The sequence below is a fragment of the Streptomyces sp. SM1 genome, assembly GCF_002910825.1.
GTDB classification, from domain to species: Bacteria; Actinomycetota; Actinomycetes; order Streptomycetales; family Streptomycetaceae; genus Streptomyces; species Streptomyces okerensis.
Genome location: NZ_NEUB01000831.1, coordinates 1 through 9,573, shown reverse-complemented (window position 1 = coordinate 9,573; position 9,573 = coordinate 1). Strand labels below are relative to the sequence as shown.

7 protein-coding genes and 2 pseudogenes are annotated in these 9,573 nt (G+C 71.4%); 1 reads left to right on the top strand and 8 read right to left on the bottom strand.

Features of this window, described 5'->3' with window-relative positions:
• From B9S61_RS26385 to B9S61_RS26355, 7 genes and pseudogenes are all read right to left on the bottom strand, one after another.
• Positions 1 to 376: pseudogene (locus tag B9S61_RS26385) on the bottom strand (IS5/IS1182 family transposase); the annotation flags it as partial.
• A 148-nt stretch (positions 377 to 524) separates the two neighbouring features.
• Positions 525 to 2,753, bottom strand: a complete 2,229-nt coding sequence (locus tag B9S61_RS26380) for a bifunctional diguanylate cyclase/phosphodiesterase (protein WP_103544476.1) — start codon at positions 2,751 to 2,753, stop codon at positions 525 to 527.
• Between the two features lie 259 nt (positions 2,754 to 3,012).
• A complete protein-coding gene (ligA, locus tag B9S61_RS26375; protein WP_103544475.1) occupies positions 3,013 to 5,208 on the bottom strand; it encodes an NAD-dependent DNA ligase LigA in 2,196 nt (731 codons plus the stop codon).
• A gap of 14 nt (positions 5,209 to 5,222) precedes the next feature.
• On the bottom strand, positions 5,223 to 6,230 hold the full coding sequence (locus B9S61_RS26370; RefSeq protein WP_103544477.1) for a methionine synthase: 1,008 nt from the start codon (positions 6,228 to 6,230) through the stop codon (positions 5,223 to 5,225).
• Between the two features lie 124 nt (positions 6,231 to 6,354).
• On the bottom strand, positions 6,355 to 7,053 hold the full coding sequence (locus B9S61_RS26365; protein WP_103544474.1) for an SDR family oxidoreductase: 699 nt from the start codon (positions 7,051 to 7,053) through the stop codon (positions 6,355 to 6,357).
• 18 nt (positions 7,054 to 7,071) lie between these two features.
• Positions 7,072 to 7,631 (bottom strand): annotated as a pseudogene (locus B9S61_RS26360) (LOG family protein).
• Positions 7,628 to 8,431, bottom strand: a complete 804-nt coding sequence (locus B9S61_RS26355; protein ID WP_103544473.1) for a class I SAM-dependent methyltransferase — start codon at positions 8,429 to 8,431, stop codon at positions 7,628 to 7,630. Before B9S61_RS26355 ends, B9S61_RS26360 begins: the two are co-directional and overlap by 4 nt.
• Before the next feature lie 73 nt (positions 8,432 to 8,504).
• Here B9S61_RS26355 and B9S61_RS26350 point away from each other — a divergent pair, with 73 nt between their 5' ends.
• A complete protein-coding gene (locus B9S61_RS26350) occupies positions 8,505 to 8,828 on the top strand; it encodes a DUF427 domain-containing protein (protein WP_103544472.1) in 324 nt (107 codons plus the stop codon).
• Here B9S61_RS26350 and B9S61_RS26345 read toward each other — a convergent pair.
• Positions 8,807 to 9,573, bottom strand: a 767-nt coding sequence (locus tag B9S61_RS26345; RefSeq protein ID WP_258039859.1) for a transposase, incomplete at its 5' end; no start/stop codon positions are given. The genes B9S61_RS26350 and B9S61_RS26345 overlap by 22 nt on opposite strands.

The window sequence follows — 9,573 nt, the reverse complement described above, 5'->3', positions numbered from 1 at the left end:
CGTTGGGGCCGGGGGCGGCGACGCGGTCGGTGCGGATGACGGTGCCGTCGAGGTTCAGATGCGTCAGCCCGGCCGCCTTCGCGCGTTCCAACGCGGTGGCGAGGTCCGGTGCCCCGGCCGCCAGAACGGTCAGCCCCTCATGGAGGTAGCGGTATGCGGTGGAGGCCGACAGGCCGTTGTCGCGGGCGAGTTGGGAAAGGCGGGTGCCGTCGATGAACCAGCGCAGGACGAGCACCGCCTGCNGGAAGCAGCCCAGCGCACGCCTGCCCCTGCGGGTTCCGGCCGCGACGCGGTGATCGCGCAGCAGCCGGGCCAGGTGCTCGGCGGTGGACCGCTTCACATCGAGCACCGCGGTGTATGTGACACTGGTCGGCACGTGAGGCCCCTCGGTCAGAACAATCCGTCGCAAGATCGTTCCTACCAGGGGCCTTACGTCTGCCCGGACTTGGGGACCGCACGGGCCGCAGCGCAAGCATCGCGATCACAGCGAGCGACGGGCGCTTACCGGGAAAGACTCATTGAGGCTAGTCCTCGGCCGTTCTCGCCGCCGGCAGGGCCGCCGCCGGCCGTTGCCAGCCGCGGGAGCCGCGGGCGAGCAGCCACGCCGTGGTCTCGTCCGGCGGCATCGCCGCGGCGACCAGCCATCCCTGCACCGCGTCGCACCGCAGGTCCCGCAGCCGCTCCCAGGTCTCGTCGTCCTCGACCCCCTCCGCCACCACGAGCAGCCCCAGCGAGTGCGCCAGATCGATCGTGCACCGCACGATCTCCGCGTCCTCGGTGTCCACCGCCAGCCGTGCCACGAACGACCGGTCGATCTTCAGCTCGCTCACCGGCAGCCGCCGCAGATGCACCAGCGAGGAGTAGCCGGTCCCGAAGTCGTCCAGGGACATCTTCACGCCGTGCCCGGTCAGCGCGTTGAGCGTGTCGGCCGCCCGCTGCGGGTCCTCCAGCAGGACGTGCTCGGTGATCTCCAGTTGGAGCGCTCCCGCCGGCACCCCGTGCCGGGCCAGCCGCGCCGCGACGGAGCCGGCGAAACCGGGGGTGTGCACATCGCGGGGCGACACGTTGACGGCGACCGGTACGAACAGTCCCTGGGACCGCCACTCGGCCACCTGCCCGAGCGCGGTCTCGAGCACGTACTCGGTGAGATGCGGCATCAGCCCGGACGACTCGGCGATCGCTATGAACTCGTCCGGTGGCACCCTGCCCCGCTCCGGATGCACCCACCGCACCAGAGCCTCGAGCCCGGCGACCTGCCCGTCGAAGCGCACCTTGGGCTGGTAGTGCAGTTCCACCTCGTGCGCGTCCAGGGCGCGGCGCAGATCGCCCAGCAGGCCCAGCCGGTCAGGGGTGTTGGAGTCGCGCTTGGACTCGTACGCCTCGACCCCCGTACGGTCCCGCTTCGCCTGGTACATCGCCACGTCCGCCCGCCGCAGCAGCCCTTCCGCGTCGACCGCGTGGTCCGGGAACACGGCGACTCCCGCACTCGCCTCCAGGACGAGGGTGAGCCCGTCGAGGTCGAGCGGGGAGCTGAGGGCGGAGACAAGACCGCGGGCGACCCGGGTCGCGGATGTCGTGGAGTCGGCGACGGGCAGTAAGACGGCGAACTCGTCACCGCCGAGCCGCGCGGCCTCCGCCCCGCGCGGCAGGGCGAGTCTCAGCCGGTCGGCGATCTGCAGCAGCAGCCGGTCACCGGCGAGATGCCCGAGCGTGTCGTTGACGGACCGGAACCGGTCCAGGTCGATGAGCATGAGGGCGGACCGCACACCGATCCGCTCCGCGGCGTCCAGCGCGGTCCAGATCCGTTCCAGCAGCCACTGCCGGTTGGGCAGCCCGGTGAGCGGATCGCGCAACTGCTCCTCGGCGCGGGCGCGGGCTATCCACAGGGTGGAGTCGAGAGCGATGAGCGGAATGGAGAACAGCGGCAGCAGGATGGGTTTGGCGTCGGCGACCACACACACCAGGGGCGCTATGCCGAGCAGGGCGACCGCCACGAGTCCTTGCCGCATCAGGGCGGTCCGGGCCACGGTGGGCAGTCCCGCGCGGGGTGTGTGCAGGTACCACAGCAGACCGCGGGTGACCGAGAGGTAGACGGCGGCGACGAGTACCACCCCGGGGGCGGTGTAGAACGTCCAGGTGTCCGGGCTCGACGGCGACTCGACGGAGGGCACGGAGCCGAAGGCGGCCAGCACCAGCGCCCCGGCGCCGATGCCGAGCAGATCCACCGCCCCGTGCAGCACGCCCTGCCGCCAGCGGCCCCGCCGGGCGACGCCGACCAGCACGACGACGGTGAGGCTGATCATTCCTGCCGCGACCCAGCCGTACAGCAGCAGCACGGCCAGGGTGAGAGCGGCGCCCGAGCCCGTGCCGCCCCACCAGCGGGAGCGGCCCAGCATCACCAGGTGTCCGACAATGATGCCGGTCAGCACGGCGAGTGACCAGCCGACGGTCCCGCCGGGGAACAGCGCGTGTCCTCCGGTGAAGGCCCGCAGGAAGCCGGCGCCCAGCACGAATCCGGCCGCCGCGACGACGGCGGTGGGCAACGCGGGCCAGGCCGGGTGCCGTTCCGTGTCCGTCCCGGACAGCGAATGGGACAGCGAGCCGGACAGGGACTGCGACTCGGACAGCCCGGGACCGCGCCCGGCGGCCGGCTGCCCCGGGGGCCGCCCGCCCTCACGGCGGCGCCGCCAGGTGACCGCCACGCGGCGCAGGCGCAGCCGTGAGCCCGGGGCGGCGCTCTCGGTCGGTTCCATTCCCGTCCCTCTCACAGCCTGCGGTGCCCGCGCCACGCGGCCCGATGCACGACAACCCTCAGCGGCTCCGCGTTGGAAAGCCCTTGCCCGCACCCTGCGCGGGTACGGGATTGCCCCGACCGCAGCTGGGCACGGCAGGCGCACTTCTCAACAGTAGGCCGCGGGAGGCTTCCACGGGCACCGGTCGCCGACGGTTGCCCGAATGCGCCCCAGCCACCCGTATGCATCTGATATGCGCCGATAGCGTGAGCTTCAACCGCTACTCCTCGGCCGAAAGGGCGAGGTCGGCCGCGGCCTCCGGGCCCCGCTCGAGAAGGACCGTGAAGCCCGCTTCGTTCAGAACCGGCACTTTCAATTGCATCGCCTTGTCATATTTTGACCCGGGATTGTCTCCCACCACGACGAACGAAGTCTTCTTGGAGACGGATCCGGTCACCTTCGCTCCCTGGCTCTGCAGCGCCTCTTTCGCGCCATCCCGGGTGTAACCGTCCAGAGTTCCGGTCACGACGACAGTGAGCCCTTGCAGCGGACGCGGGCCCTGGTCCTCGCCGGCGCCCTCGTCCTCCATGCGGACACCGGCCGCCTTCCACTTGCGGATGATCTCGCGGTGCCAGTCCTCGGCGAACCACTGCTTGAGCGAGGCGGCGATGATCGGCCCGACCCCCTCGGTGTTCGCCAGCTCCTCCTCGGTGGCCTGCTCGATGCGGTCGACGGAGCCGAACTCACGGGCCAGCGCCTCCGCCGCGACCGGCCCCACGTGACGGATCGACAGGCCGGTCAGCACACGGGCCAGCGGACGCTCCTTGGCCGCGTCGATGTTGGCCAGCATCGCGACCGCGTTCTTCCTCGGCTCACCCTCCTGGTTGGCGAAGACGGTGGCGACCTTCTCCTCGCCGGTCCTCGGGTCCCGTTTGGGCAGCCCGCTGTCCTGGTCGAGGACGTAGGCCTTGATGGGCAGCAGCTGTTCGACGGTGAGGTCGAAGAGATCGCCCTCGTTCGTGAGCGGCGGGTCCGCGGGCTCCAGCGGCCTGGTCAGCGCCGCCGCGGCGACATAGCCGAAGTGCTCGATGTCCAGCGCCTTGCGCCCGGCGAGGTAGAACAGCCGCTCCCGCAACTGGGCGGGGCACGAGCGGGCGTTGGGGCAACGCAGGTCGACGTCGCCCTCCTTCATGGGCTTCAGCGGCGTGCCGCACTCGGGGCACTCGGCCGGCATCACGAACTCCCGCTCGCTGCCGTCCCGCAGGTCGGCGACCGGCCCGAGGATCTCCGGGATCACGTCGCCGGCCTTGCGCAGCACCACCGTGTCACCGATGAGGACGCCCTTGGCCCGGACCACGTCCTGGTTGTGCAGCGTGGCGAACTCGACCTCGGACCCGGCGACGGTGACCGGCTCCACCTGCGCGTACGGGGTGACCCTGCCCGTACGCCCCACCCCCACACGGATGTCGACCAGCCTGGTGTTGACCTCCTCGGGCGCGTACTTGTACGCGATCGCCCAGCGCGGGGCGCGGGAGGTGGTGCCGAGACGCCCCTGGAGCGGGATCTCGTCGAGCTTGACGACGACACCGTCGATCTCGTGCGCCACGGAGTGGCGGTTCTCGCCGTAGTGGGCGATGAACTCCCGTACACCGGCGAGGTCGTCGACGACCCTGGTGTGGGTGGAGGTGGGCAGGCCCCAGGTCTTGAGCAGGCCGTAGCCCTGGGAGAGGCGGGTCACGCCCCGGTAGCCCTCCAGGACACCGATGCCGTGGACCACCATGTGCAGCGGGCGGGTGGCGGTGACCCGCGGGTCCTTCTGTCGCAGTGAACCGGCCGCGGCGTTGCGCGGGTTGGCGAAGGGCTTGTCGCCGGCCGCGTTCAGCCGGGCGTTGAGCCCCTGGAAATCCTCCATCGGGAAGTAGACCTCGCCGCGGATCTCCACGAGGTCGGGCACCTTGTCGCCCGTCAGCCGGTCCGGGATCTCGGCGATGGTGCGGACGTTGGGCGTGATGTCCTCGCCGGTGCGGCCGTCGCCGCGGGTCGCCGCGCGGACGAGCCGGCCCCGCTCGTAGGTGAGGTTGACGGCGAGGCCGTCGACCTTCAGCTCGCACAGGAAGTGGAACTTCTGCTCGCCCAGTTCCCTGTGGATACGCTCGGCCCAGGCGGCGAGGTCCTCGTCGTTGAAGGTGTTGTCGAGGGAGAGCATGCGCGAGACGTGCTGGACCGAGGTGAACTCCGTCGCGTACGCCCCGGCGACCTTCTGGGTCGGCGAGTCCGGGGTGCGCAGCTCCGGATGCTCCTCCTCCAGCGCCTCCAGTTCACGCAGCAGCTCGTCGAAGCCGGCGTCGCTGATGACGGGGGCGTCGTTCACGTAGTACCGGAAGCGGTGCTCCTCGATCTGCTCGGCGAGCCCGGCGTGCTTCTCCCGCGCCTCGGCGGGCACGCTCGTCGTCTCCGCTTGCCTGTCCCCGGCCACCGTGTGTCCTCCCGTCACTCTGGGTTGTCCGCGAGGGATCTCGCCGCCCGGACGCAGTGTGCGCAGGCCCCGCGCGCGTACTCCGGAGAAGCCCCCGCGAGTCCGCACGCCGGGGTGAGCGTGACCGCCTCCGGGAGGAGTCCCGGCCGCAGCCCCAGCCTGCGCCAGAGCGTTCTGACACCCATGACGCTACCGCCCGGGTCCGACAGCGGGCCCTCCGTGCCGGGGACGACACCGGCGAACAGCCGGGTCCCGCTCTCCACCGCTTCCCCGATCACCTCGTCGTCACGCTCGGTGAGGAGGGAGAAGTCGAAGGAGACCGCCGCCGCGCCCGCCCGGCGCAGCAGGGCGAACGGGACGTCCGGTGCGCACGAGTGGACCACGACGGGGCCGCCGTCGTGAACCCCGACGACGTCGCGCAGCGTGGCCTCGACCGTCTGCCGGTCCACCGCGCGGTGGGTGCGGTAGCCGCTCGCGCTCCGCACCTGTCCGCGCAGTACGGCGGTGAGGGAGGGCTCGTCGAGCTGCAGGACGGGCCGGGCGCCGGGGACGCGCCGCCGTACCTCGGCGAGGTGGAGGCGGATCCCTTCGGCGAGGGAGGCTGCGAGGTCGCGGCAGGCACCGGGGTCGGAGAGGGCGGCCTCGCCGTTGCGCAGCTCCAGGGCCGCGGCGAGGGTCCAGGGACCGACGGCCTGGACCTTGAGCGGCCCTTCGTAGCCCTGGGTGAACTCCTCCAGTGCGTCGAGGTCCTCGCGGAGCCAGGAGCGGGCGCGCCTGGTGTCGCGGCCGGGGCGGTCGCCGAGCCGCCAGCCGCTGGGCTCGACGCGGGCGTACAGCTCCACGAGCATGCCCGCGGTTCGGCCGATCATGTCCGCGCCGGGGCCGCGGGCGGGGAGTTCGGGGAGGTGGGGGAAGTTCTCGAAGCTGCCGGTGACGGTCTTGGCTGCCTCTCGGGCGTCGCCGCCCGGGAGGGAGCCGACGCCGGTGGCCGGGCCGAAGAGGGGCTGGCTGTTTTCGCTCACGGGGTAGAGCGTACGGAGGTTTTTCGCCCCCGCCGCCCCTACCCGTCCCATCCCGGGGGCGCTGCCCCCGGACCCCCGCTCCTCAAACGCCGGAGGGGCTGGGTGGCACCGGACGGCCTGGCCGTCACCGTCCCGGGCGGACCGTCAGGTCGTTGATCTCCGCGTCCCTCGGGAGGTCCAGGGCCGTGACGATCGTCGTGGCGACCGACTCGGGGTCGATCCACCGCGCGGGGTCGTACTCCTTGCCCTCCTGGCTGTGGACCTTGGCCTGCATGGGGCTGGCCGTGCGGCCGGGGTAGACCGACGTCACGCGGACGCCGTTGCCGTGCTCCTCGTGGCGCAGGGAGTCGGCGAGGGCCTTCAGGCCGTGCTTGGAGGCGGCGTAGGCGGACCAGTCGGCGTGGGCGTTCAGGCCGGCGCCGGAGTTGACGAAGATCACGTGGCCTCGGCTCGTGCGGAGCTGGGGCAGGAGGTGGCGGGTCAGTTCGGCGGGCGCGACGAGGTTGACGTCGAGCTGGTGGCGCCAGGTCTTCGGGGTGAGTTCGCCGACCGGGCCGAGGTCGACCACGCCGGCGATGTGCAGCAGGGAGTCGGCCTGGTCGGGGAGCGACTGGTGGGAGAAGGCCCAGCTGAGCCGTTCCGGGTCGGCGAGGTCGCCGACGAGGGTCCGGGCACCGGGGAACCGTGCCGCCAGCTCCTTCGCCCGGCCCGCGTCGCGTGCGTGCAGCACGAGTTCGTCGCCGCGCGCGTGCAGACGGCGGGCGACGGCCGCGCCGATGCCGGAGCCCGCTCCGGTGATCACATGGGTAGCCATGCCCGCCATGCTCGCATCACCGGGCGCTCACTCCACGCCCAGGCTCTCCTCCAGGCAGGCCAGCGCGCCCACCGGCTCCTCGGCGAAGAACACCAGGTCGGTGAGGGGGCGCGGCAGGAAGCCCTCGTCGTCCATACGGCGGAACTGCTCCTTGAGTCCGTCGTAGAACCCCGCGGTGTTGAGCAGTACCACCGGCATCTCGGTGTGCCCGTGCTTCTTCAGTTCCAGGATCTCGGTCGCCTCGTCGAGGGTGCCGGTGCCGCCGACCATGACGACGACCGCGTCCGCCTTCTCCAGCAGCAGGCGCTTACTCCCCCACTGCCTCAAAGGCGTGGGGGGACCCCCATGGCAAGATCCTTGGCGACCACCATCTCGTCGACCCCGGCGCGCGCCTTCGCCGCGAGGAACTCCACCGAGACCCCGAGGAGCCGGCCGCCCGCCTCCTCGACGCCGTCGGCGACGACCTTCATCAGTCCGACGTCCGAGCCGCCCCACACCAGGGTGTGCCCGCCCTTGCCGGGCAGCCGCGCGGGTCCGGTGTAGCGGTCGTCGAGGTCGGCGGCGGAGAGGAAGACGCAGATGTTCACGAGCCCACGGTACGGGCCCGGTCGGACATCGCGGTCAGCCGCATCTTCGACTGCCGGTGCGGCATTTCCTCCCAGTCGTCCATGAACCGGGCCGACAGGCCGGACCCGGCCGCCAGTTCCACCAGCGTCCGGGTCCGGTAGTAGAAGTCCTCGTGCAGCACCTGGTGCTCCTCGCCGTCGGTGCGGTCGAAGGTGAAGTCGAAGAACCCGCCGGGCGCCAGCACCCTGCCGACGTGCGCGAAGCACTCCTCGATGACGTGCCGGGGCGAGTGCGAGAAGACGCTGTGCGCGTGGACGACGTCGAAGTGGCCGTCGGGCAGGAAGGCGAGGGTGAGGTCGTTCGCGAGGGTCAGGTGCGGCAGCTTGGCCTGCAGTCCGTCCCGTACGAGGGTGTCCTGGGCGGCGAGCAGGATGTGCGGGGAGATGTCGACGCCGTAGTAGTGGCCGGGTTCCAGGTGGTCGATGAACAGGCGTCCCGCGCGGAGGTTGCCGCAGCCGATCTCCAGCATGCGGTGGTGCGGCCGCAGTCCGTGCTCCACCAGGTAGCCGAACTGCATCCGGCCGATCCGCGCCCACTGCTCCCGCGAGGGGTTGTGGCCGACGGCGGCCTCGGCGCTGCGGGCCGCGTCGGAGGCCATGACCGCGCGGTAGTACCCGATGTGGTCGCGGTGCCGCAGCCGCAGCCAGGCGTCGCGCAGGGCGCGCCGCGCGTGGGCGGGGACGCGGCGGGGGTGGTGCACGGCGTAGCGGGCCCGGTGGGCGAGGGTCCCCCGGTTCCGGCCGGCGTTCCTGGCTCCCATGGGACCTCCTCGGGAAGAACTCCGCTACAGCGTGCGCTGTAATCGCCGAGTCGGCCACCCAGGAGGAGCGATCATGACCAAGGGCCACCGCATCACCGTCGAGCCCAGCGACCGGCACGTCCGCGTGGTGCACGGCGGGCAGGTGCTGGCGGAGAGCGACCGGGCGCTGGTGCTGCACGAGACGGGCTGCCCCGCCCGGTACTACCTCCCGCCCGAGGACGTGCGCCTCGATCTGCTGACCCCGTCGGAGACGCGGACGCACTGCCCGTTCAAGGGCGACGCGTCCTACTGGTCGCTGCCGGACGCGGCGGACCTGGTCTGGGCGTATCCGGAGCCGAAGACGGCCGTCGCGGAGATCAGGGATCACCTCTGCTTCTACGAGGTGGAAGTCGGTTGACTTTCTCCCCGGCCCAAGAGGCGGGGGATTCCAGCGGTCGCCCGCTGGGGTTTCTGCTTCACCGCCGACCGCCCGCCCGGAGTACTCCGTTGAGGTCTTACACCAGCTCCACAGACAGATGCCGTCAGCCCGACGGCCAGAAGGCTCTTCGCCGCGTTCACATCGCGGTCGTGGGTCATTCCACAGTCACACGTCCACGTACGGACGTTCAGCGGCATCCTGCCCTGCAAGGCGCCGCAGGTCGAGCACAGCCTGGAGGAGGGGAAGAAGCGGTCGACCGCGATCACTTCGCGGCCGTACCACTGCGCCTTGTACTCCAGCATGCTGCGGAACTCCGACCAGGCCGCATCGCTGATGGCCCTGGCCAGCCTGCCGTTCTTCATCATGTTCCGGACGGTCAGGTCCTCGATCACGATCGTTTGGTTCTCACGAACGAGCCGAGTGGTGAGTTTGTGCAGGTGATCACGCCTGCGGTCAGTGATGCGGGCGTGCACACGGGCGACCTTCCGGCGGGCCTTGGCCCGGTTCGCCCCGTCACCCCTGGCCCTACGGGCGAGCTGCCGCTGAGCCTTCGCGAGACGGGCCCGGTCCTTGCGCTCGTGCCGAGGGTTGGCGATCTTCTCCCCGGTCGAGAGGGTCAGCAGGTGGTCCAGGCCGACATCCACGCCGACGGCGTTGCTACTGACAGGCAGCGGCCGGACGGAGGGGTCCTCGCACAGCAGGGACACGAACCAGCGTCCCGCCG